We start from the raw sequence: 20,032 nt of genomic DNA, 5'->3' as shown, positions 1-20,032 counted from the left end.
TTACCAGCCAACCGCGGCACGTTCCTGCATACGACGTGCCGCAGCTTCTGTTATTCCACGATAAAATTCCTAACCGAATTCAAATCCTTCAGACTATTCAGCTCTTCCTTCAGCTCCCGCTGACGGCGATAAATCTCGTCATTGCGCTCAACCTGTGCCTGAGCCATTGCTGCCGCCAGTTCTTCCAGTTCCGGCATCGACAGTTTCACCTGCTGATTATCGGCATCACCCCACGTCATCACGTCCCGTACAATGTCGGATTTCGCAGCCATTACCACCGGATAAAGGCGGCCCAGTGAGTTGGGGCCAGCATTCCAGATACGACCGTTCCATTCAAACGTGAACGGCTTCGCCTCCTGTTCTGTGCGCCATGCTTCAATTCCCTGACGTCTGGCCTCTCTGGCCGCTTCCAGCATTTCTGGTGTCACAGTGAATGGGGCTATCTCACCCCATTTGCCACTTTGCAGTTCCTGCCAGATTCGCTGACCCGTCGGTGCGACATCATCAGCGGTGGCTGTGTAGGGGACTGCCTGGTCCCTGTCGTCAAAAAAAACGTCACAGTCTACTGCGCCACTTTCGGTATAACGGGGATTAATGATTTTTTTAATTTCCACGGTGCATTCCTCACGATGTGCGAATAAAAAGCCCGGGCATTGCGCCAGAGACATGAGCATCCGGCACCCCGGACAGGGCGCTATATGACCCCGGTAATGAATGCTCTGAACATCCCGTAATGAAAAATTGTGGGGATGCTATATACGTTCCGGTGGGAGTACTGGGCACTGAAATCCCCACCGGTCCCAGTCGTGAGCCTCTGTATGACTGCCCCCTGACAAGTCTGATGACTTTATCACCGTCAGCTTCTCCCTGGTACGCAGCAATAATCAGCCCGCCAATGTCAGGGTCTCCCCATCTGTTGCAGACAGAGCTCGCCACGATTCTGTAAATAATATCTTCTGTGGGGTAATGACTCCAACTTATTGATAGTGTTTTATGTTCAGATAATGCCCGATGACTTTGTCATGCAGCTCCACCGATTTTGAGAACGACAGCGACTTCCGTCCCAGCCGTGCCAGGTGCTGCCTCAGATTCAGGTTATGCCGCTCAATTCGCTGCGTATATCGCTTGCTGATTACGTGCAGCTTTCCCTTCAGGCGGGATTCATACAGCGGCCAGCCATCCGTCATCCATATCACCACGTCAAAGGGTGACAGCAGGCTCATAAGACGCCCCAGCGTCGCCATAGTGCGTTCACCGAATACGTGCGCAACAACCGTCTTCCGGAGACTGTCATACGCGTAAAACAGCCAGCGCTGGCGCGATTTAGCCCCGACATAGCCCCACTGTTCGTCCATTTCCGCGCAGACGATGACGTCACTGCCCGGCTGTATGCGCGAGGTTACCGACTGCGGCCTGAGTTTTTTAAGTGACGTAAAATCGTGTTGAGGCCAACGCCCATAATGCGTGCAGTTGCCCGGCATCCAACGCCATTCATGGCCATATCAATGATTTTCTGGTGCGTACCGGGTTGAGAAGCGGTGTAAGTGAACTGCAGTTGCCATGTTTTACGGCAGTGAGAGCAGAGATAGCGCTGATGTCCGGCAGTGCTTTTGCCGTTACGCACCACCCCGTCAGTAGCTGAACAGGAGGGACAGCTGATAGAAACAGAAGCCACTGGAGCACCTCAAAAACACCATCATACACTAAATCAGTAAGTTGGCAGCATCACCCTTCTGTGGTTATATTTATTTTCACCCAGCCAGTCAGTCTGGATATGGGCCAGTAGCAGTAGCGGGTGTGATAAATGGGGCCGTTAATGCCGTAAAAAGTAAGGGATTTGGCTCTGTACCTCGGTTCTGTTGTCTCAGGGCGTGCATCAGTCCACCGGATGCTGAGCCCCCCTTCAAACCGTGTGTCGGGTATGATGATGTCGTAGGGGCCAGCAACGGAATATTCACCTGGCAGCGCATTCCTTACCCAGGCCAGGAAATCACTCTTAGTGTCAAAACGGATAACATCTTCAGGCAGAAAAGCACACCCAAAGCCGAATGCGCCGGGTATCGCCAGACGGCTGAGGTGTACTGGCAATAGCGGACACTACCATTTGTTCTTTTTTTAAGCAGCCATCTGATGATATTTTTCCCTGAAGGCTGCCGGGGAGATATTCCCCAGACGAGAGTGACGACGCTGACGATTGTAGAAAATCTCAATGTATTCCCGTATTACTGAGATGGCTTCATCCCGGTTATTAAAACGATAGTGGCTCAGGCTCTCATTTTTCAGCGTTCCCCAGAAGCTTTCCATCGGAGCGTTGTCGTAACAGTTACCTTTACGCGACATTGATGTTTTCAGACCAGACTGCTCCTGTATGACCCGGTAATCGTATGCGCAGTACTGTGAACCTCGATCAGAGTGGTGGATTAGCCCGGCAGGTGGGCGCTGGCTCCTGAGCGCCATAAACAGGGCTTTACCTGTCAGCTCTTTTGTCATGCGCTCTCCCATGGCGTAGCCGACAATTTCGCACGTATAAACATCTTTGATGCCAGCGAGGTACAACCATCCCTCCTGTGTGGCAACATACGTCAGGTCCGCCACCCAGACCTGATTTGGTGCTGTAGGAGCGAACGTCTGGTTCAGCAGATTTGGCGCAACTGGCAGATTGTGGTTCGAGTTCGTAGTCGCTCTGAACTTGCGTTTCTGCTTACAGCGTAGCCTTAGCTCCTTACGAAGACGTGCCAGTCGGTCACGACCAACGATGATGCCATTCTCTGCCAGCTCCGTCTGGAGCCGCCGGGTTCCATATGTTTCGCGAGTGCGGATATGTGCCACCTTAATCTCCAGTTTTAGCCGCTCATCACTTTGTTTTCTGTCTGAGGGTTCATGCTGTACCCAGTTGTAATAACCGCTCCTGGATACACCAAATACCTGACACATCGCTTCAATGGGAAATTGTTGTCGCCATTGTTCGATTAACGCGTATTTTTCAGCGACTCCTGTGCAAAATACGCTGTTGCTTTTTTTAATATATCTCGCTCAAGGCGAGCTTCATTTAACGCCTTACGCAGTTGCAGAATTTCAGATTCCAGTTCAGCCACCGTGCGGGAACCAGGAGTACCGAGCCCTTTTCTGGCGGCGGTAACCCATTGTCCTAAAGTGCCTTCAGGAAGAGATAATCGGGAAGCGCCTTCACTGATCGAAAGTTGATTTTCAGGAACCGTTCTGACAGCTTCGGCTTTGAACTCTTTAGAGTAACGTTGGGTTTTTCTGCTCATTATTAGCTCCTTCTGATGCCATTCTATTTCAGGAAGGAGTGTCCGTTAAACTCAGGCTACCTCATTCTGGCGAGTCGTTTTTTGGAGTGTTCGCGGGCTTTTTCCTCCGTCATCTGAATAATCAGCATATCAGCAGGATCGCAAATCACGTTGTAAATCACCCAGCCGTCAATCAGGCCGATAGTCTTGCCGGTTCGTGCCGGGCCAACAAATATCACTGCGTCGTATTCACGCGAGGCCAGGCAGTTCATCGGCTCAATAACATACGGTGCCACCAGCGGATCCCACGGGACTGAGTTCCCTGCCCCCATGGGCACCCGCATATACTGAGCAACGGCATCAGCAACCCGCATTCGTCTCGGTGCGCGAAGGATATAACCTGAATCGGTTCGTGCTGCCTTTGCGGTTTCCTGATTCAGCATTACTCCTCCTGCTGTAATTCCTCCTCATCATCCGCACCTGCTTCAGTCACCCGCAGGGCTATCTGATCGCGCAGATCATCAATAATGGACTGAACACGGCTCACAGCGGCAGGCTGCAGACCGCAGTCACGTTCAAGAATATCCGGTAATGTCTCCAGCACCTGCACGACCGCTTTTGCCCAGATGGCAAACTCCCGTCTGACATCACTGGCCGGAATGAGTTGTGCCGTTTCCTGTTCGAACTTAAGACGCTCACGTTCAGACTGATACCAGGCTTTGCGCTCATGCGCGTCCATTTCGCCTTCTGCAACCGGCGGTGGTAATGCCAGAAATGCCGACACAATATCAACCACCCGATAAAGCTTGAGGTTGCTTTCATGCCCCCTGCAACGGGTAGATTTTGCAGCCTTGCCGCAGCAGTCTGGCGATGTACACCTGACAGTGCCGCCAGTTGACTGATATTCAGCGTCAGATTTTTTAACTCTCGATCCATACCCGCTCCAGAATGTTTTAAACATGCATCTTGCGAACAACTTTAGGCAAACGGTGTTAGTGATGAACAAAAAACAATCAAAATCGACACCATAAAAATAAAACCACTGTAATATCAATCCATTACAGTAGTGGTGATGACGAATGAAATTTCAAAAACTAGCCTTTTTCCGCGCCGCTCCCGCCCCGTGGCAGGCCACCCCACCGGGAGGACCCGTCAGCCTGACAGCCATGACGAACGTCTGATACAGCGCCCTGCATGAATGACATCGGGATAATCCAGAAAGGAATAGCATCGTACCCACAAGAATCAGTGTAAGTGTCCTGTTTCTTCCACCCCCGCACAGGACTGGCGAGCATGAGGGACAAACCCGCGAACCATAAACGCGGTAAAAACCCGGTGTGCATCGTTTTTGATTATTCCCGCACACTCGCGCAGAAGGAGTTCCCCGTCGGGCTACGGTCATGGTTAATACGGGAATACGGCGACGATACAGCGCATGATGTGTCAGGCTTGAATACCTTTATCCGTTAAAAGGGATATCAGTTAAGTTATCCCGTGTAGGGTATAAGCCATTATCAAAGCCACTCTGTAGGAAGTGGCTTTTGTAATGGCAATAAAAAGCCCCGCGAATGCGAGGCTAAATCCTGGTATTTGTAATGACTGGCTCTTATCTCAACGCAGCCCCTTACCGCGCGCAAAATGCTCAATATCAAGCATCAGCAATGAGATGTTTAATCTGGATTCACTCCAGAAGTGAGCACCACCCTGTCTACAGAGCCAGATGTGAAGGATGATGAGTAAAATTATCGCTATCATCGAAGGCATTGCGTCCTGATGTATTCCTGAAGCGTTCTCAGTGCTGTTTGGTCGCGGATAATTCCGTCCCGGATACCGAGAACGTTTCGTCCAGCAACTGGAGAGAGTTCGACGGTGGCATCATTGCCCATGCCGGAGGCGCTGGAGGTTTCGGCTGAGGATGGCACAGGGCATTTTCCTTTGACGAGCACCCGACCACCATTATCAAGCTTGCGCCGAAGAGCATCATTTTCAGCTTTCGCATCAGCTAACTCCTTCGTGTATTTAGCATCGAGTGCATCAGCATCACGCTGGCGCTGCTGCATGTCAGTAATGGTTGCGTTCGCCAGCTTCAGTTCTCTTGCGTTTTTGTCGCGCTGCTCTTTGTAGGTAATGGCGTTATCACGGTAATGATTAACAGCCCATGACAGGCGGACGATGATGCAGATAACCAGAGCGGAGATAATCGCGGTGACTCTGCTCATTGCTGCCCCCACAAACAGACTTCACGCTCAATCTCACGACGGGTCATCAGCCCTTTCCATTGCTTACCGCCAGCATATGTCCAGCGACGTAGCTGGTCACATGCGCCTTTGATATAGCCCTGGTTTATTTTGCGAAGAAGCGTCGATGTTCTGAAATTGCCAGCGCCCACGTTGTAAACGAACGAGTAAAGAGCGCCGCGCGTTGTTTCCGGTATATCGACTTTGATGTACGGGTTAATTTGTCTGGCGACAGTGGCAAGGTCTTTATTCAGGAGAGCTTTGCATTCTGCTTCGGTATACGTTTTACCAGGCATGATGTCTTTTCCGGTGTGTCCGTGACATACAGTCCATACACCAATGATATCTTTGTATGGTATGTAGCTGACACCTTCCAGACCATCGTTACCACCTGGGCCAGTGATTAACACAGATGCTATAGCAACAGCCCCGCCACCAATAGCAACTGCAACAGCCTTGCGTAATGATGGCGACATTATTCACCTCTCGCAGCCTTACGCTTATCTTCTCTTATTTTGAAATACAGATTCGTCAGATAAGTCAGAAGCCCCAGAAGCAGACTTCCCAGCACACCAATCGCAGCCCACTGTGATGGACTGACCTGATCCAACCACTGCAAAAACCAGTAGCCGGCACTGCCGGCGGAGGTGCCGTAGGCAATGCCCGTTGAAATTTTGTCCATGGATTTCATAGCCTCACCTCCGCAAATAACGGATGGCGTAGTTTTACACTGAGAAATGAAAGGGATTTGAAAAGAAAAAAACGCAAAAGCGGGCGAAACGATATATACAGTAAGGAAAGCACTGAGGTAGCCTGAGTTTAACGGACACTCCTTCCTAAAATAGAATGGCATCAGAAGGAGCTAATAATGAGCAGAAAAACCCAACGTTACTCTAAAGAGTTCAAAGCCGAAGCTGTCAGAACGGTTCCTGAAAATCAACTTTCGATCAGTGAAGGCGCTTCCCGATTATCTCTTCCTGAAGGCACTTTAGGACAATGGGTTACCGCCGCCAGAAAAGGGCTCGGTACTCCTGGTTCCCGCACGGTGGCTGAACTGGAATCTGAAATTCTGCAACTGCGTAAGGCGTTAAATGAAGCTCGCCTTGAGCGAGATATATTAAAAAAAGCAACAGCGTATTTTGCACAGGAGTCGCTGAAAAATACGCGTTAATCGAACAATGGCGACAACAATTTCCCATTGAAGCGATGTGTCAGGTATTTGGTGTATCCAGGAGCGGTTATTACAACTGGGTATGAAGTGGTCAACAAAAACTGGCCACCGAGTTAGAGTTTTTCCAGTATCGATTTTCCGATTCGTTTGGGGGTAACCCACCGTTATATTCGTGCGGTCTTAGTGCGCTGTAATATCCAACGATATAGTCCGTTATGGCGTGAGCTGCCTCGCTGAAGCTTACGTAACCCACCACCGGCATCCATTCGTTCTTCAGACTCCTGAAGAAGCGTTCCATTGGGCTGTTATCCCAGCAGTTTCCGCGCCGGCTCATACTCTGTCTGATCTGGTATCGCCACAATAACTGCCGGAACTGCCTGCTCGTATAATGACTGCCCTGATCGCTGTGGAACATCACCCCGCCGGGCTTACCACGGGTTTCCCATGCCATTTCCAGCGCTTTCATGGTGAGCCTGCTGTCCGGCGAGAACGACATGGCCCAGCCCACTGGTTTTCTTGCGAACAGGTCGAGAACAACGGCGAGGTACGCCCAGCGCTTACCCGTCCAGATATAGGTCACATCACCGCACCACACCTGATTTGGCTCGGTCACGGCGAACTGCCTTTCAAGGTAGTTAGGGATAGCAACATGTTCATGACCACCACGTTTATACCGGTGAGTCGGCTGCTGACAGCTGACCAGCCCCAGCTCTTTCATGAGCCTGCCAGCAAGCCAGCGTCCCATCTGGTAGCCTCTCCGGGTTGCCATTGTGGCGATGCTTCTTGCTCCGGCCGAACCGTGGCTGATGCCATGTAGCTCAAGTACCTGACTGCGTAATACAGCCCGTCTGCCGTCTGGTTTTTCAGGACGGTTTTTCCAGTATCTGTAGCTGCTGCGATGAACCCCGAACACATGGCAGAGTGTGACCACAGGATAATGCGCTCTGAGTTTCCCGATTATCGAGAACTGTTCAGGGAGTCTGACATCAAGAGCGCGGTAGCCTTTTTTAATATTTCATTCTCCATTTCAATGCGTTGTAGCTTTTTCCTCAGCTTACGTATTTCGATTTGTTCTGGTGTTATCGGAGAGGCTTTTGGTGTTTTGCCCTGACGCTCATCACGCAGTTGTTTGACCCATCTTGTCATTGTGGAAAGGCCAACATCCATAGCTTTGGCGGCATCTGCCACCGTGTATTTCTGGTCAACAACCAGTTGAGCGGATTCGCGTTTAAACTCTGCGCTAAAATTTCTTTTTTTCATTGGAGCACCTGTGTTGTTCTGAGGTGAGCATATCACCTCTGTTCAGGTGGCCAAATTCAGTGTGCCACTTCAGTACAGCATGAACCCTCAGACAGAAAACAAAGTGATGAGCGGCTAAAACTGGAGATTAAGGTGGCACATATCCGCACTCGCGAAACATATGGAACCCGGCGGCTCCAGACGGAGCTGGCAGAGAATGGCATCATCGTTGGTCGTGACCGACTGGCACGTCTTCGTAAGGAGCTAAGGCTACGCTGTAAGCAGAAACGCAAGTTCAGAGCGACTACGAACTCGAACCACAATCTGCCAGTTGCGCCAAATCTGCTGAACCAGACGTTCGCTCCTACAGCACCAAATCAGGTCTGGGTGGCGGACCTGACGTATGTTGCCACACAGGAGGGATGGTTGTACCTCGCTGGCATCAAAGATGTTTATACGTGCGAAATTGTCGGCTACGCCATGGGAGAGCGCATGACAAAAGAGCTGACAGGTAAAGCCCTGTTTATGGCGCTCAGGAGCCAGCGCCCACCTGCCGGGCTAATCCACCACTCTGATCGAGGTTCACAGTACTGCGCATACGATTACCGGGTCATACAGGAGCAGTTTGGTCTGAAAACATCAATGTCGCGTAAAGGTAACTGTTACGACAACGCTCCGATGGAAAGCTTCTGGGGAACGCTGAAAAATGAGAGCCTGAGCCACTATCGTTTTAATAACCGGGATGAAGCCATCTCAGTAATACGGGAATACATTGAGATTTTCTACAATCGTCAGCGTCGTCACTCTCGTCTGGGGAATATCTCCCCGGCAGCCTTCAGGGAAAAATATCATCAGATGGCTGCTTAAAAAAAGAACAAATGGTAGTGTCCGCTATTGCCAGTACACCTCACACTCTATCCAACAAACCACCCACAGTTAATCGGAATAAAAGCAGAGTGCTTATGAATGATCGCACGCCCGAAGGTTAGTATTTCTGCACAGCAATTTTGCAAAAAAAGGCGATCATTCATAACTTAAACGTCTTTCAGTCACTCCGGGATTTCCCATCATCGCAGACTGAAAGACTCTGACTGGAGCGGGCAGCGGGAATCGAACCCGCATCATCAGCTTGGAAGGCTGAGGTAATAGCCATTATACGATGCCCGCATATGGTGCCGACTACCGGAATCGAACTGGTGACCTACTGATTACAAGTCAGTTGCTCTGCCTGCTGAGCTAAGTCGGCGCTGGCCCACCACCGAGGACTCGAACCTCGCACCGTCAACTTAGAAGGTTGATGCTCTATCCGGATGAGCTAGTGGTGGTTGGTGGCCCTTGCTGGACTTGAACCAGCGACCTGGCGATTATGAGTCGCTCGCTCTGACCAACTGAGCTAAAGGGCCGGAGGCAGAATAATAACCATATGTCATCACATCTGCAAACTCATCTGACCACCAGCACGTTTAACGTCCTGTGCCGTTTTTCAGGTATAAAAAAAACCGCATAAAGCGGGCTCTTTCAAATGTCCATGTCTGCTATTCGCCTCGCGGTACAGCTTTGCGAAGCGTACAAGAATTGAAGCAGTTTTTACGTCAAAAAGCAATAACTTTTTTCTCTATACCAAAAGCCATAACCATTGGTTTGTACAAAATAAATTCTGCCACCTTTAGCCAATGCTCAATGCGTCTTTCACAGGTTCTTAAACTCCATTTCGGGTGTGCATCATTCAGCAGTTCAGCCATTTTGCGTTTGGTCATCCCCCGCCCCTCATACCGTTGCCGAAGGACGCTAATCAATCCTGGATGCTCTGCCAGCACCTCACTTATGACCCGATCAATACATAACGCCTCTGCATCAGTACAATGCGCCAGCCAGCTCTTTTGCTTACCGTTAATCATATCCCGCAAAAAAGCCTCAAGTTCAGACTTGTTCAGACCTGCTTTTTTCATCCTCCGGAGCGCCTCGTTAATTGCCGTTTTTGTCAGCTTTTTAGAGGTCAACATCAGGTTAAACATATTCCCCGTCTTACCGCCACCAATATACGACCAGCGCCCCCACATACGTAGTTTTCCCTGAATCCAGACACTTTCCAGCGTGGTGAGACGAAGGTGTTCTCCGCTTTTTCCTGTATTCGTTGGGTAAATCATAAATATCCCTCCTTTCTCCAGATTTCTTGTGTGCGAAAAACACCTTCTGCATGCATCAGGCGTAATTCTTCTTTGGTGTAATCGCTGGTTTTTACCCGCCCGTCGATTAAATCGTGGCACGAGCTACAGGCAATCGCTGCCTGCATATCGTGTGGCTTTATCGCTGTTCCGCACGTTCCCGCCAGTCGGTAATGCGCCAGCACAGACGTTTCCGGATCGTGATTGCAGTAGCCAGGAATTCTGACGGTGCACATCTGCCCCCGCGCCGCTTTACGTAAATCCACCATTACGCAAACTCCAGCAGCTGCGCGGCCACATTTTCGACTTGTTCCGGAGAGGAAAATTTACGGAACAGAATCCAGTTCCACAGCACATTCAGAACAGATTTATAAACCTGCTGAAACTCGGTTTCGTCCATATTCGCAAAAGCGATGGATTTTGCCCGACGCCCGCGGCTACCGTCCGGATAAAAATGTTCGGTGTAAAATCCAGCCTGAATGGTTACCCACTCGCGAAAAGCCTCAAACGACTTTAGCAATGCCGTATCCCGGGTTCTGCGTGTCGCAACTGTATTCAGATATTGCTCTGCGGCTTCGCTCAGAGCTGGCGTATGTTCCCGACCTACTGATTCGCACAGGTAATCAACGAAACCAGACAGCAGTTCTCGTTCGCGAGGCGTGATCGCCCCACCGACCGGAGTCCAGTAATCGAATCCCAGTTGCAGGAGTTTGAAAAAACGCTTGTGGAATGCGTAGTTACGCACACGCTTAAAGTCTGCGTGTATCCACTCACCTGTTTTGATTTGATGCAGAAAATCGCAACTCTCCGGCGTCGCCGGGAGAAGTAATCCGGAAGAGGTTTGTTTGATCAGTTGTATATGCGCCATCGTAGTTCTCCGCTGGCGCAGTAGAATGGGTGTTCAGCCCGTTATGTAGTATACCAGAATTAATGCCAATACTAACAGGATGCTCTGACTCGCAATTCATCCAGCAGTTTATCATTTCCCATAATGTCACTTACCCTCATCGGTAAAAAAATTGCCTTTCGACCATTACGATACATCATTGATTTTTTGGTTTCAGGGAAGTAATCCATTTCGACTATAACTGACAGGTCATCACGACGTATGACTGCGTATTTACTACTAAATAGTTTCTTTATTTTTTCCACGATGCCTCCAGGTTTATAAGTACAAACGGTTATATCAACATAGAGACAAAAGGTGATGCTGCCAACTTACTGATTTAGTGTATGATGGTGTTTTTGAGGTGCTCCAGTGGCTTCTGTTTCTATCAGCTGTCCCTCCTGTTCAGCTACTGACGGGGTGGTGCGTAACGGCAAAAGCACTGCCGGACATCAGCGCTATCTCTGCTCTCACTGCCGTAAAACATGGCAACTGCAGTTCACTTACACCGCTTCCCAACCCGGTACGCACCAGAAAATCATTGATATGGCCATGAATGGCGTTGGATGCCGGGCAACTGCACGCATTATGGGCGTTGGCCTCAACACGATTTTACGTCACTTAAAAAACTCAGGCCGCAGTCGGTAACCTCGCGCATACAGCCGGGCAGTGACGTCATCGTCTGCGCGGAAATGGACGAACAGTGGGGCTATGTCGGGGCTAAATCGCGCCAGCGCTGGCTGTTTTACGCGTATGACAGTCTCCGGAAGACGGTTGTTGCGCACGTATTCGGTGAACGCACTATGGCGACGCTGGGGCGTCTTATGAGCCTGCTGTCACCCTTTGACGTGGTGATATGGATGACGGATGGCTGGCCGCTGTATGAATCCCGCCTGAAGGGAAAGCTGCACGTAATCAGCAAGCGATATACGCAGCGAATTGAGCGGCATAACCTGAATCTGAGGCAGCACCTGGCACGGCTGGGACGGAAGTCGCTGTCGTTCTCAAAATCGGTGGAGCTGCATGACAAAGTCATCGGGCATTATCTGAACATAAAACACTATCAATAAGTTGGAGTCATTACCAAAAAAACCGCCGAAACGGGTTAAGTGCGGGTGCGTTGAGGATGCCTGACACATCAAAGGTGGCGGGAGATTACTCTCCCGCCTGGTCACTCTTACTCTCTAGATTCGTAGTCTACGAAAACAGCGACCTCCGTCTGGCCGATTCGGATTCGTACCTCGCAGAGGTCTTTCCTCGTTACCAGTGCCGTCACAATGACGGTTAAACAGATGACGATCAGGGCGATTAACATCGCCTTTTGCTGCTTCATAGCCTGCTTCTCCTTGCCTTTCGGCACGTAAGAGGCTAACCTACATTTGTGAGACATAGATTGGGCCTCAGATTAATGTTAAGCGTCTTGCAGGACGCGTAATGTTAACTGGGGCTTTTCTCTGTCTGCCTTACAGTGACATACCCGAGGCAGACAGCCTCAAGCACCCGCAGCAATCTTACCGACACCGATAAGAAAACGCTATTTTTTATTGCCAGCACCATCTATCCAGGCTAGTTTATCTGCGTCAGAACGGCGCAATGCGCTCGCCTGAGATACGTTTACTTGCCATGGTAACAACAGGTAACGGCAATTGCTGTTTCTGTTTTGTTTCCTTCAAAAACCCCGGACCATCAATCCGGGGTTTTTGTTTGTTAACCCCAACGGCAAATCGAATACACCACCAGCGCCACCGCCATCGCAATTCCTACCGTGGTGAATGCCTCAGGCCAGGTCATTGATTCACCTCCTGCGGTGGTTCCGGTAGCGGCATCCAGTGAGTTGAGCTCTCTACTTCAACGCCGTCTTTGTCCACAAAAGCCATCTTATTCCCGCCACGAGTGGGGCAAAAAACCTTATCCCAGGAACCGGGGAATACATTCCCGAGATCATCGAGAAGAATCACATCGCAATATTCAGCAGGAACTGCATCACTACAGCTTATCCAGCCAGCCGGAGCTACCGGAGAGTTGCCAGCCTTACGCATGGCCATTTCCACGATTTCAACCATATCTCCTGGTGGAATTTTACAAAGTTGCCCAATACATTTCTGCTGCCTGGCATATTCGAGAATGTGCTCCAGTTTGGTTCGATTAATCATTATTTATCTCCCTTAAGCATGGCAGCGCGGCAGGCGTTCCAGCCATCAACATAATCAAACGTATTACTATCGTTTGGCCCGATTTCATCCGGCACTATCGGCTCTGGTTGGATAGTGACGTTGGCAAAGGCAGCACGCAAACCGGTTTTAATTTCTTCGATTTCATCAGAGCCAAGCGATGAATCTGACAGTGCGTGATGGAATGCGTAAGCCATGTCGTCGTTTACTGCAACCGGCACTGCCGGCGCTGCGTAAAGCGGTGTTATATCTGCCCGAAAATCACATGCTTTATGCAGTCGTACCCAACACTCAACTTCCGCTTTGTCAAAATATATAGCAGTGAACGTATTAGATTCCTGGTCAACTTGAGTAAACGTCACCTTCCACGCTACAGCTACGGCTTTCCATCCATCAGGTTGTCGCATTCGCGGGGCAGCATAAAGCTCATGCATTCCATCAGGCAGCGAGTGACCCACATACTCACCGAACCCGTCAATACACATGCCCCCATCTTCAACAATGCATTCCGCTACAGGCTCTGCTTCCAGTGATGCCAGAGCGATAAGCGCCAGTTCACGAATTTCACCGCCGTCTATATCGTCAATATCATCGCGGCCAGAAATGTTAGCCAGCCATTGCAGTCGCTCTTTGGTAATAGTGGTCATGCCGTAGCCCCTTCTTGATATTTTTCAAACCAGAACACAACCGGGTCAGATTTCATTTCAACCAATCCCATACGAACCAGCGCTTTGCCTTTCCCGGACGCAAGGAATTCACGACGACCATCACTGATAATTCGTCGATAATCTTCCAGGCTACTGCAATGCTTGTGCAGATTGCATGGGTGGCATGCTGGTACCATGTTGGATATATCGTCACGTTCCTGGTGAAGCATATTTCCATCAAAACGAATGACCGGTTTTACATGGTCTGCATGCCACTTTTCGCCAAGTTCGCAGCCGCAATAAGCGCAGCGACCACCGAACTTCATGCGCAGTTCTGCACGTTGTTTTTTCGTCAGTGCCATATCAGCTTTCCTTATACGGATTAATTTTATTGTGCAGTGTGTTGAATGACGCCCATACCACGTCGTTATACAATTCAATAACTGGCTCAATTATTTTTCCGATTATCCAGACAAAAATTAGCGGGGATATCGGTGTCATCAACACGATAAACAGAATGAGAAACAGGAATTCTGTTGTTCTACTCTTTCGCGGATATTTTTTTCTAAATAATGTAACCATTCATTACCGCCCTTTCGAGCGGTCTCCTGATGATTTGAGGGTGCAGAAATCCCTCCGGTTAAGGATTAAATTTTTAACAGTGCTAAATTTAATTATTCAGTTCTGGATTTTGTCGCCCTGCGTATCCGCGCTTTCGCGTTACGCTCAATCTGTATCAGCTTTTCTATATTTCTCCGCCTTTCCTGTTCCTCCTGGCGCAATAGCCTTACATCATCTGCCAGTCTGGTTTCTCTTTTTGCCACAGAGAGCATCCAGTCAAACGGCTCCACAACCGCACCGCAGATTTTACAGCGGACCTGACGCTCTTTTTCGTCAACCCGGACAGAGGCGTGATGGCAATATGGTCTTTCCGATGGTTCATAAAGAAAATTAACCTGATTACGTGGGTCATCCTCTTTTACCGGAAATAAAACGATATTGCTTAACTCATCTTGGTGATGCTGCCAACTTACTGATTTAGTGTATGATGGTGTTTTTGAGGTGCTCCAGTGGCTTCTGTTTCTATCAGCTGTCCCTCCTGTTCAGCTACTGACGGGGTGGTGCGTAACGGCAAAAGCACTGCCGGACATCAGCGCTATCTCTGCTCTCACTGCCGTAAAACATGGCAACTGCAGTTCACTTACACCGCTTCTCAACCCGGTACGCACCAGAAAATCATTGATATGGCCATGAATGGCGTTGGATGCCGGGCAACAGCACGCATTATGGGCGTTGGCCTCAACACGATTTTACGTCACTTAAAAAACTCAGGCCGCAGTCGGTAACCTCGCGCATACAGCCGGGCAGTGACGTCATCGTCTGCGCGGAAATGGACGAACAGTGGGGCTATGTCGGGGCTAAATCGCGCCAGCGCTGGCTGTTTTACGCGTATGACAGTCTCCGGAAGACGGTTGTTGCGCACGTATTCGGTGAACGCACTATGGCGACGCTGGGGCGTCTTATGAGCCTGCTGTCACCCTTTGACGTGGTGATATGGATGACGGATGGCTGGCCGCTGTATGAATCCCGCCTGAAGGGAAAGCTGCACGTAATCAGCAAGCGATATACGCAGCGAATTGAGCGGCATAACCTGAATCTGAGGCAGCACCTGGCACGGCTGGGACGGAAGTCGCTGTCGTTCTCAAAATCGGTGGAGCTGCATGACAAAGTCATCGGGCATTATCTGAACATAAAACACTATCAATAAGTTGGAGTCATTACCAACTCATCTTCTGGTTTTATTTCCATGCTCCTCTCCTTTGATGCGAATACCAGCGGTAATTGAAGCCTGATAGCTAATTTTACTCACAGTACCGCCTCCTGAAATTTCCCCTGATAAAACGCCAGCACGCGCTGCATAGTGAGGTAGCCTGAGTTTAACGGACACTCCTTCCTGAAATAGAATGGCATCAGAAGGAGCTAATAATGAGCAGAAAAACCCAACGTTACTCTAAAGAGTTCAAAGCCGAAGCTGTCAGAACGGTTCTTGAAAATCAACTTTCGATCAGTGAAGGCGCTTCCCGATTATCTCTTCCTGAAGGCACTTTAGGACAATGGGTTACCGCCGCCAGAAAAGGGCTCGGTACTCCTGGTTCCCGCACGGTGGCTGAACTGGAATCTGAAATTCTGCAACTGCGTAAGGCGTTAAATGAAGCTCGCCTTGAGCGAGATATATTAAAAAAAGCAACAGCGTATTTTGCACAGGAGTCGCTGAAAAATACGCGTTAATCGAACAATGGCGACAACAATTTCCCATTGAAGCGATGTGTCAGGTATTTGGTGTATCCAGGAGCGGTTATTACAACTGGGTACAGCATGAACCCTCAGACAGAAAACAAAGTGATGAGCGGCTAAAACTGGAGATTAAGGTGGCACATATCCGCACTCGCGAAACATATGGAACCCGGCGGCTCCAGACGGAGCTGGCAGAGAATGGCATCATCGTTGGTCGTGACCGACTGGCACGTCTTCGTAAGGAGCTAAGGCTACGCTGTAAGCAGAAACGCAAGTTCAGAGCGACTACGAACTCGAACCACAATCTGCCAGTTGCGCCAAATCTGCTGAACCAGACGTTCGCTCCTACAGCACCAAATCAGGTCTGGGTGGCGGACCTGACGTATGTTGCCACACTGGAGGGATGGTTGTACCTCGCTGGCATCAAAGATGTTTATACGTGCGAAATTGTCGGCTACGCCATGGGAGAGCGCATGACAAAAGAGCTGACAGGTAAAGCCCTGTTTATGGCGCTCAGGAGCCAGCGCCCACCTGCCGGGCTAATCCACCACTCTGATCGAGGTTCACAGTACTGCGCATACGATTACCGGGTCATACAGGAGCAGTCTGGTCTGAAAACATCAATGTCGCGTAAAGGTAACTGTTACGACAACGCTCCGATGGAAAGCTTCTGGGGAACGCTGAAAAATGAGAGCCTGAGCCACTATCGTTTTAATAACCGGGATGAAGCCATCTCAGTAATACGGGAATACATTGAGATTTTCTACAATCGTCAGCGTCGTCACTCTCGTCTGGGGAATATCTCCCCGGCAGCCTTCAGGGAAAAATATCATCAGATGGCTGCTTAAAAAAAGAACAAATGGTAGTGTCCGCTATTGCCAGTACACCTCATAGCTTCGCTCTTCCGGCACTCGCGACAGATTATATTCAGGCGCCTGTCGTAGCGGCGTATTTCTCCGTCTGGTAATGACCAGATAAGGTCAGGATCAACCACAACCGGTTTCTTCACCTTTACCCTCGATAGCTTTTTGCGGGCGTTTTGCCAGTCTTTATGAGCCTGTTCAGAGGGAAATACCCCGTAGCCAGAATTATATACATCACCACTTGCGACCAGTTCCATGCATAAGCGACCGACAGACGCACGACTGATACCTGTTTCATCTGACAACTGCCGAATCGTGACCCGACCGTCCTGATGCACGAGTTCCACAATTCGCGTCTTCAGTTCTTCCCGCTGTTCGGGAGTAAAAGGTTTCGCCATAAATCCTCCTGAAACTACTTAACAACCCTCGAATGGCTAACATTCGGACGCCAGCTCTCCCAGTTAAAATTCACCCAGCGCCCGCCGTTCATGACCATGCGATCCATCACCCGCTCGCCGAGAAGTGTATTCATCGCTGCATGGTTAATATTTGTCAGCATCCCCACACCGCGTAACGATGCCGTCCGGCGATCAACAATCTGGTTCAGTACCACCTGCTCGTTTTTCGTATCCCGCTGCATGCCAATTTCATCCAGGACCAGCAGGTCAACACCACAAAGCTCCTGTAAAAATTTTTCACCGGATTTGCCGTTGTCGTAGCTCTCATGCAACACGCTCATGACATCGGACACGGTGACGATAATCACGCTACGCCCCTTCGCCATCAGCCGGTTGCCAATCGCGTCTGCAAGATGATTTTTTCCGGTGCCGGGCTTACCGCTGAACACAAAATTCGTACAGCCTGTCATCAGTTCGTCAGCTATGGATTTCGCCTGACTCAGTGCATGTCGCTGACCGTCGTTCTGCGCCCGGTAATTCGCAAACGAACACTTCCGGTGCAACGGCTGGATGCCGGAGCGGTTCAGGATTTTTTCCACCCGCAACTGACGATTCAGGCGGTTGATCTCCTCGCAACGTTTCTGGCCTTCAGCAAGTTGCCACTCGCGCCACTCCGCAACCGTTCTGAATGGGGCGGTTACATGTGGTGGGGTCAGTCTGCGGATACGCTCCAGAACGCCTCCTGTCGCAATATTTTTCATGGTCTGTTACCCCCTGAAGCCTGGCGGGATCGCACTGTCCGGCAACGAGACGGTGTTAACCTGTCGGAGCAACGTCTCAGGCCGAACACCTTTCGGCGCGAACAGACCCTGGTATTCATTGGCGATGCTGTGTCGAATCACCTGCTCAGGTGTAAAACCCTGCTGACGGAATTTTTCCAGTTCCCGTATCGCCCCGTTAGCGCCCTGCTCCGTTCGAATCGGTTTTCGCAATGCCTGCCTGAACTGGACCCACTCATGCCAGAGTGTTTCTGGCAACCAGTCGGGCAGATCAACTGACAACGGGTCAAATTTTTTCTGGCGAACAGCCCCACCGATAACCAGAATTCCCTGCTCGGTGTGCCTTGCGATATCACTGCGCCGCAAGACACATATCCCGGTTTCAACAGCACCGATTTTGAGCAGTGATTTCTGTCGCGGAGAATTTCGGTCAAGCTCGCTCCCACACCGGACACCGTTCCTGTCAGTCACGACGATATCAATCCGCCCTCCGCAACCGTCACCACGCTCTGGCACCGGATACTCACGACAGACATCCAGGCCAGCAGCCTGCAACGCAACCACCGCAGAATTACAAAATTCCGCTGCAGTACCGCCAGATAATCTCCCCTCAAGCACTCCAGCCACAAAATCCCGAAACTCCCTTCCGGAAGGGAAGGGTTTGGGATGGGTTAGATCTGTTTTTAGATCTTTATCTGTATCTTTATTAGTTGCCTTTGTGTTGGCATCATGTTCGAACATCACTCCAACATCTGTTTGAACACCTGTTAAATTTCTCTCTTGTTTTGTTTGAACATCTGCTTCCTTTCTGCTTCTTCTGGCCTGAACAGATGCTTTTCCTGCGGCTGATTTTTTGGTTAATTTTTCTCTGACAGATGCCAGATCTTCCTCAATCCGAAGATGCATCCATTCGTCGCCGTTATCACAAAAAAACTCCCGCAAGGATGGTTCAACATCAACCCATCGCTCGTTAGTCAGACGGGCAATTTTTGCCAACCTGTTTTTGGGTATTGGCTTTCCTGTTTGCCAGTAATTGAACATCAGCAACAAATACGCGCCGTGCTCCTCTGCTGACAAATGCATGGTGTCAGCCAGGTAATCAGCTATGTACAGTTGCATGTATGGTAATGCGGCCATAATTGCCCCGTATGATGCTGCCCGGTTGCTTAGAATAAGCACAAACAGCATGGAAACTTTTGCTTAATGAACAATGACAGAATCGTCGGAAGACCCGCCGCCGCTGAAATGCGCTTTCCGGTAAACGGCCTGGACTGCATCATCATGCGCATCAATTGCCGTACTCAACGCTTCCTGCGCCGCCAGTAATGCACGGCGTTCCAGGGTATCGAAGATGCAGAGTCGGTGACGCAGCTCGCGCGGAAGAATTGCCAGAACCGCAGGGATCAGTTTCTGAATTTTTTCCCTTTGCGCTTTCGTTTCACCTTTCAACCAACGGTGATAGATATTCTGCTGATTGTTCCAGTCCTTGCCTGGTACAAGGGGCAATTCGCCGCCCCCCTGGCGCAGATATTCTTCAGTAATTGCGTTAGCGACCCACGCCTGCCCTTTTTCGGCTGCCAGGGCTAACAACACTGATTCGATGTGCTCATGCCTGATTTTCATGAATCAACCGCTCCTATGCTGTTTTCGCTATGCTTACCGTCTGGGGGGAATACATCGTCAAGTCCACAATGAGCGCCAAGCCGATTAAGGGTAGAAACAATTTTTCTGCACTCCTCTAGTCCAGGGGTACGAAAATTTGCTTCGTAATTTGCCAGTCGGCTTTGTATCCACCCTAACTGAACAGCAAGTTGTCTTTGAGACAGCCCAAGCTGTTTTCGATATGTTGAAATTTTGTTCATTGAAAACCTCCGATGACAATTTTAAACACACCTTGTGTTATATAGCCAAGCTGTTTTGTGTTTTATGT

The 20,032-nt window shown here is 49.9% G+C and carries 27 protein-coding genes, 4 tRNA genes and 6 pseudogenes; 6 read left to right on the top strand and 31 right to left on the bottom strand.

Annotated elements, in window-relative coordinates; genetic code table 11:
• Window positions 1-50: 50 nt before the first annotated feature.
• The 7 genes and pseudogenes from C1P89_RS05835 to C1P89_RS05800 form a co-directional block, all read right to left on the bottom strand.
• Window positions 51-674 (bottom strand): DUF4376 domain-containing protein, encoded by a 624-nt coding sequence (locus C1P89_RS05835; RefSeq protein WP_000930152.1) that lies wholly within the window; start codon window positions 672-674, stop codon window positions 51-53.
• A pseudogene (locus C1P89_RS05830) lies at window positions 625-960 on the bottom strand (phage tail protein); the annotation flags it as partial. The gene C1P89_RS05835 and the pseudogene C1P89_RS05830, both read right to left, overlap by 50 nt.
• Before the next feature lie 17 nt (window positions 961-977).
• Window positions 978-1,675 (bottom strand): IS1-like element IS1A family transposase gene (locus C1P89_RS05825; RefSeq protein WP_094096600.1). Its coding sequence is split into 2 segments (ribosomal slippage): window positions 978-1,426 and window positions 1,426-1,675, totalling 699 coding nucleotides; the frame shifts between segments, so codons are not numbered across the junction.
• 56 nt (window positions 1,676-1,731) lie between these two features.
• Window positions 1,732-2,070 (bottom strand): annotated as a pseudogene (locus C1P89_RS05820) (hypothetical protein); the annotation flags it as partial.
• 45 nt (window positions 2,071-2,115) lie between these two features.
• Window positions 2,116-3,272 (bottom strand): IS3-like element IS600 family transposase gene (locus C1P89_RS05810; RefSeq protein WP_087879933.1). Its coding sequence is split into 2 segments (ribosomal slippage): window positions 2,116-3,023 and window positions 3,023-3,272, totalling 1,158 coding nucleotides; the frame shifts between segments, so codons are not numbered across the junction.
• 65 nt (window positions 3,273-3,337) lie between these two features.
• A pseudogene (locus C1P89_RS05805) lies at window positions 3,338-3,694 on the bottom strand (phage terminase large subunit family protein); the annotation flags it as partial.
• Window positions 3,694-4,187: pseudogene (locus tag C1P89_RS05800) on the bottom strand (DUF1441 family protein). The pseudogenes C1P89_RS05800 and C1P89_RS05805, both read right to left, overlap by 1 nt.
• A gap of 357 nt (window positions 4,188-4,544) precedes the next feature.
• On the opposite strand from C1P89_RS05800, the gene C1P89_RS25820 reads away from it, so the two are divergent.
• Window positions 4,545-4,721 carry a hypothetical protein gene (locus tag C1P89_RS25820; RefSeq protein WP_001205131.1) on the top strand — a complete coding sequence of 59 codons (177 nt, stop codon included), beginning with the start codon at window positions 4,545-4,547 and terminating at the stop codon, window positions 4,719-4,721.
• 141 nt (window positions 4,722-4,862) lie between these two features.
• On the opposite strand, the gene C1P89_RS05790 is transcribed toward C1P89_RS25820, so the two are convergent.
• From C1P89_RS05790 to C1P89_RS05775, 4 genes are read right to left on the bottom strand one after another with little or no spacing between them, the layout of a single operon-like run.
• Complete coding sequence (locus C1P89_RS05790; RefSeq protein ID WP_001139678.1) at window positions 4,863-5,015, bottom strand: hypothetical protein; 153 nt, start codon at window positions 5,013-5,015, stop codon at window positions 4,863-4,865.
• On the bottom strand, window positions 5,003-5,470 hold the full coding sequence (locus C1P89_RS25815; protein ID WP_000092304.1) for a lysis protein: 468 nt from the start codon (window positions 5,468-5,470) through the stop codon (window positions 5,003-5,005). Before C1P89_RS25815 ends, C1P89_RS05790 begins: the two co-directional genes overlap by 13 nt.
• Entirely contained in the window at window positions 5,467-5,964 is a 498-nt protein-coding gene (rrrD, locus tag C1P89_RS05780; protein WP_000075179.1) for a lysozyme RrrD, read from the bottom strand. Before rrrD ends, C1P89_RS25815 begins: the two co-directional genes overlap by 4 nt.
• Window positions 5,964-6,179: a class II holin family protein gene (locus tag C1P89_RS05775; protein ID WP_000839570.1), complete on the bottom strand. Its 216-nt coding sequence runs from the start codon at window positions 6,177-6,179 to the stop codon at window positions 5,964-5,966. Before C1P89_RS05775 ends, rrrD begins: the two co-directional genes overlap by 1 nt.
• Window positions 6,180-6,356: 177 nt before the next feature.
• Here C1P89_RS05775 and C1P89_RS05770 point away from each other — a divergent pair.
• A pseudogene (locus tag C1P89_RS05770) lies at window positions 6,357-6,742 on the top strand (transposase); the annotation flags it as partial.
• Between the two features lie 8 nt (window positions 6,743-6,750).
• On the opposite strand, the gene C1P89_RS05765 reads toward C1P89_RS05770, so the two are convergent.
• Window positions 6,751-7,919, bottom strand: a protein-coding gene (locus C1P89_RS05765) for an IS3-like element IS911 family transposase (protein WP_087880099.1) whose coding sequence is annotated in 2 segments (ribosomal slippage) — window positions 6,751-7,670 and window positions 7,670-7,919 — 1,170 coding nt in all. Because the reading frame shifts where the segments join, the coding sequence is not laid out codon by codon here.
• A gap of 75 nt (window positions 7,920-7,994) precedes the next feature.
• Here C1P89_RS05765 and C1P89_RS05760 point away from each other — a divergent pair.
• Window positions 7,995-8,765 (top strand): annotated as a pseudogene (locus tag C1P89_RS05760) (IS3-like element IS600 family transposase); the annotation flags it as partial.
• Window positions 8,766-8,990: 225 nt separating this feature from the next.
• Here C1P89_RS05760 and C1P89_RS05755 read toward each other — a convergent pair.
• From C1P89_RS05755 to C1P89_RS05720, 8 genes are all read right to left on the bottom strand, one after another.
• A tRNA-Gly gene (locus C1P89_RS05755) sits at window positions 8,991-9,065 on the bottom strand.
• A 3-nt stretch (window positions 9,066-9,068) separates the two neighbouring features.
• Window positions 9,069-9,144, bottom strand: a tRNA-Thr gene (locus C1P89_RS05750).
• A 2-nt stretch (window positions 9,145-9,146) separates the two neighbouring features.
• Window positions 9,147-9,223: transfer RNA gene (locus C1P89_RS05745), tRNA-Arg, on the bottom strand.
• Window position 9,224: 1 nt separating this feature from the next.
• Window positions 9,225-9,301: transfer RNA gene (locus C1P89_RS05740), tRNA-Ile, on the bottom strand.
• A gap of 189 nt (window positions 9,302-9,490) precedes the next feature.
• Entirely contained in the window at window positions 9,491-10,045 is a 555-nt protein-coding gene (locus tag C1P89_RS05735) for a DUF1133 family protein (protein ID WP_000640122.1), read from the bottom strand.
• On the bottom strand, window positions 10,042-10,332 hold the full coding sequence (locus tag C1P89_RS05730; protein WP_000228029.1) for a DUF1364 domain-containing protein: 291 nt from the start codon (window positions 10,330-10,332) through the stop codon (window positions 10,042-10,044). Before C1P89_RS05730 ends, C1P89_RS05735 begins: the two co-directional genes overlap by 4 nt.
• Complete coding sequence (locus C1P89_RS05725; RefSeq protein WP_000940296.1) at window positions 10,332-10,931, bottom strand: DUF1367 family protein; 600 nt, start codon at window positions 10,929-10,931, stop codon at window positions 10,332-10,334. The genes C1P89_RS05730 and C1P89_RS05725 overlap by 1 nt, the downstream gene beginning before the upstream one ends.
• Window positions 10,932-11,002: 71 nt before the next feature.
• A complete protein-coding gene (locus C1P89_RS05720) occupies window positions 11,003-11,215 on the bottom strand; it encodes a hypothetical protein (protein ID WP_000411312.1) in 213 nt (70 codons plus the stop codon).
• Window positions 11,216-11,321: 106 nt separating this feature from the next.
• On the opposite strand from C1P89_RS05720, the gene C1P89_RS05715 reads away from it, so the two are divergent.
• Window positions 11,322-12,019, top strand: a protein-coding gene (locus C1P89_RS05715) for an IS1-like element IS1A family transposase (protein ID WP_094096600.1) whose coding sequence is annotated in 2 segments (ribosomal slippage) — window positions 11,322-11,571 and window positions 11,571-12,019 — 699 coding nt in all. Because the reading frame shifts where the segments join, the coding sequence is not laid out codon by codon here.
• A gap of 107 nt (window positions 12,020-12,126) precedes the next feature.
• On the opposite strand, the gene C1P89_RS05710 is transcribed toward C1P89_RS05715, so the two are convergent.
• The 6 genes from C1P89_RS05710 to C1P89_RS05685 form a co-directional block, all read right to left on the bottom strand.
• The gene (locus tag C1P89_RS05710) at window positions 12,127-12,282 is read right to left on the bottom strand and encodes a Hok/Gef family protein (RefSeq protein ID WP_000813250.1); all 156 of its coding nucleotides are present in this window, start codon (window positions 12,280-12,282) and stop codon (window positions 12,127-12,129) included.
• 454 nt (window positions 12,283-12,736) lie between these two features.
• Window positions 12,737-13,102: a DUF551 domain-containing protein gene (locus C1P89_RS05705; protein ID WP_000610653.1), complete on the bottom strand. Its 366-nt coding sequence runs from the start codon at window positions 13,100-13,102 to the stop codon at window positions 12,737-12,739.
• Window positions 13,102-13,767 (bottom strand): hypothetical protein, encoded by a 666-nt coding sequence (locus tag C1P89_RS05700; protein WP_000208060.1) that lies wholly within the window; start codon window positions 13,765-13,767, stop codon window positions 13,102-13,104. Before C1P89_RS05700 ends, C1P89_RS05705 begins: the two co-directional genes overlap by 1 nt.
• Window positions 13,764-14,129, bottom strand: coding sequence for an HNH endonuclease (locus C1P89_RS05695; protein ID WP_001229296.1), 366 nt, complete (start codon window positions 14,127-14,129; stop codon window positions 13,764-13,766). Before C1P89_RS05695 ends, C1P89_RS05700 begins: the two co-directional genes overlap by 4 nt.
• Window position 14,130: 1 nt before the next feature.
• Window positions 14,131-14,349 carry a DUF4014 family protein gene (locus tag C1P89_RS05690; RefSeq protein ID WP_000256997.1) on the bottom strand — a complete coding sequence of 73 codons (219 nt, stop codon included), beginning with the start codon at window positions 14,347-14,349 and terminating at the stop codon, window positions 14,131-14,133.
• A gap of 92 nt (window positions 14,350-14,441) precedes the next feature.
• Window positions 14,442-14,765, bottom strand: coding sequence for a hypothetical protein (locus C1P89_RS05685; protein ID WP_032156205.1), 324 nt, complete (start codon window positions 14,763-14,765; stop codon window positions 14,442-14,444).
• A gap of 72 nt (window positions 14,766-14,837) precedes the next feature.
• Here C1P89_RS05685 and C1P89_RS05680 point away from each other — a divergent pair.
• Window positions 14,838-15,535, top strand: a protein-coding gene (locus C1P89_RS05680; protein ID WP_094096600.1) for an IS1-like element IS1A family transposase whose coding sequence is annotated in 2 segments (ribosomal slippage) — window positions 14,838-15,087 and window positions 15,087-15,535 — 699 coding nt in all. Because the reading frame shifts where the segments join, the coding sequence is not laid out codon by codon here.
• A gap of 218 nt (window positions 15,536-15,753) precedes the next feature.
• Window positions 15,754-16,910, top strand: a protein-coding gene (locus C1P89_RS05675; protein ID WP_134799523.1) for an IS3-like element IS600 family transposase whose coding sequence is annotated in 2 segments (ribosomal slippage) — window positions 15,754-16,003 and window positions 16,003-16,910 — 1,158 coding nt in all. Because the reading frame shifts where the segments join, the coding sequence is not laid out codon by codon here.
• On the opposite strand, the gene C1P89_RS05670 is transcribed toward C1P89_RS05675, so the two are convergent.
• From C1P89_RS05670 to C1P89_RS05650, 5 genes are all read right to left on the bottom strand, one after another.
• A complete protein-coding gene (locus C1P89_RS05670) occupies window positions 16,907-17,323 on the bottom strand; it encodes a DUF977 family protein (RefSeq protein WP_001118172.1) in 417 nt (138 codons plus the stop codon). The genes C1P89_RS05675 and C1P89_RS05670 overlap by 4 nt on opposite strands.
• Before the next feature lie 14 nt (window positions 17,324-17,337).
• Window positions 17,338-18,084 (bottom strand): ATP-binding protein, encoded by a 747-nt coding sequence (locus tag C1P89_RS05665; protein WP_000788997.1) that lies wholly within the window; start codon window positions 18,082-18,084, stop codon window positions 17,338-17,340.
• 6 nt (window positions 18,085-18,090) lie between these two features.
• Window positions 18,091-19,239 carry a YdaU family protein gene (locus tag C1P89_RS26410; RefSeq protein WP_005144329.1) on the bottom strand — a complete coding sequence of 383 codons (1,149 nt, stop codon included), beginning with the start codon at window positions 19,237-19,239 and terminating at the stop codon, window positions 18,091-18,093.
• Between the two features lie 63 nt (window positions 19,240-19,302).
• Complete coding sequence (locus C1P89_RS05655) at window positions 19,303-19,725, bottom strand: toxin YdaT family protein (RefSeq protein ID WP_000702026.1); 423 nt, start codon at window positions 19,723-19,725, stop codon at window positions 19,303-19,305.
• A complete protein-coding gene (locus tag C1P89_RS05650) occupies window positions 19,722-19,964 on the bottom strand; it encodes a helix-turn-helix transcriptional regulator (RefSeq protein ID WP_001033914.1) in 243 nt (80 codons plus the stop codon). The genes C1P89_RS05655 and C1P89_RS05650 overlap by 4 nt, the downstream gene beginning before the upstream one ends.
• Window positions 19,965-20,032: the final 68 nt, after the last annotated feature.

Source organism: Shigella sonnei (assembly GCF_002950395.1).
Taxonomy (GTDB): domain Bacteria; phylum Pseudomonadota; class Gammaproteobacteria; order Enterobacterales; family Enterobacteriaceae; genus ECMA0423.
Note: the sequence above shows the minus strand (reverse complement) of the source record. Positions and strands in the feature narration are given on the sequence as shown.